Here is a 1568-nt window from a genome sequence, read left to right as displayed (position 1 = left end):
CACGATAAGCGGATTTGCCTACTTATCAGCCTAACTGCTTGGACGTGCACAACCAATCGCACGCTTCTTCTATCCTTCTGCGTCCCTCCATTGCTCAAACGATAAAGAGGTGGTACAGGAATATCAACCTGTTGTCCATCGCCTACGCCTGTCGGCCTCGGCTTAGGTCCTGACTAACCCTGAGCGGACGAGCCTTCCTCAGGAAACCTTAGGCATTCGGTGGACGGGATTCTCACCCGTCTTTCGCTACTCATACCGGCATTCTCACTTCTAAGCACTCCACCAGTCCTTACGGTCTGACTTCACTGTCCTTAGAACGCTCCCCTACCACTGATACCATTGGTATCAATCCGCAGCTTCGGTGGTGTATTTAGCCCCGGTACATTTTCGGCGCAGAGTCACTCGACTAGTGAGCTATTACGCACTCTTTAAATGGTGGCTGCTTCTAAGCCAACATCCTAGTTGTCTAAGCAACTCCACATCCTTTTCCACTTAATACACACTTTGGGACCTTAGCTGGCGGTCTGGGCTGTTTCCCTTTTGACTACGGATCTTATCACTCGCAGTCTGACTCCTAAGGATAAGTCATTGGCATTCGGAGTTTGACTGAATTCGGTAATCCGATGAGGACCCCTAGTCCAATCAGTGCTCTACCTCCAAGACTCTTACACTTAAGGCTAGCCCTAAAGCTATTTCGGGGAGAACCAGCTATCTCCAGGTTCGATTGGAATTTCTCCGCTACCCACACCTCATCCCCGCACTTTTCAACGTGCGTGGGTTCGGGCCTCCATTCAGTGTTACCTGAACTTCACCCTGGACATGGGTAGATCACCTGGTTTCGGGTCTACGACCACGTACTAAACGCCCTATTCAGACTCGCTTTCGCTGCGGCTCCGCCTCTTCAGCTTAACCTCGCACGGGATCGTAACTCGCCGGTTCATTCTACAAAAGGCACGCCATCACCCGTTAACGGGCTCTGACTATTTGTAGGCACACGGTTTCAGGATCTCTTTCACTCCCCTTCCGGGGTGCTTTTCACCTTTCCCTCACGGTACTGGTTCACTATCGATCACTAGGGAGTATTTAGCCTTGGGAGATGGTCCTCCCAGATTCCGACGGAATTTCACGTGTTCCGCCGTACTCAGGATACATTCAAGAGAGAACGAAGTTTCGACTACGGGGTTGTTACCCTCTACGACGGACCTTTCCAGGTCGCTTCGTCTACCTCGTTCCTTTGTAACTCCGTATAGAATGTCCTACAACCCCAAGAGGCAAGCCTCTTGGTTTGGGCTATGTTCCGTTTCGCTCGCCGCTACTCAGGAAATCGCATTTGCTTTCTCTTCCTCCAGGTACTTAGATGTTTCAGTTCCCTGGGTCTGTCTTCCTTACCCTATGTATTCAGATAAGGATACCATACCATTACGTATGGTGGGTTTCCCCATTCGGAAATCTTCGGATCAAAGCTTACTTACAGCTCCCCGAAGCATATCGGCGTTAGTCCCGTCCTTCATCGACTCCTAGTGTCAAGGCATCCACCGTGCGCCCTTTCTAACTTAACCAAACTAAAA

General features: G+C 50.4%; 1 rRNA gene (running past one end of the window). It reads right to left on the bottom strand.

What is annotated here, in order from left to right:
• Positions 1-1559: ribosomal RNA gene (locus tag HFD78_RS28875) — 23S ribosomal RNA — on the bottom strand; it reaches 1457 nt to the left of the window's first position.
• Positions 1560-1568 lie beyond the last annotated feature (9 nt).

This window comes from Bacillus sp. EKM501B (assembly GCF_011800505.1).
Lineage (GTDB): Bacteria > Bacillota > Bacilli > Bacillales > Bacillaceae_G > Bacillus_A > Bacillus_A cereus.
This window is presented reverse-complemented; position numbering and strand designations above follow the sequence as displayed.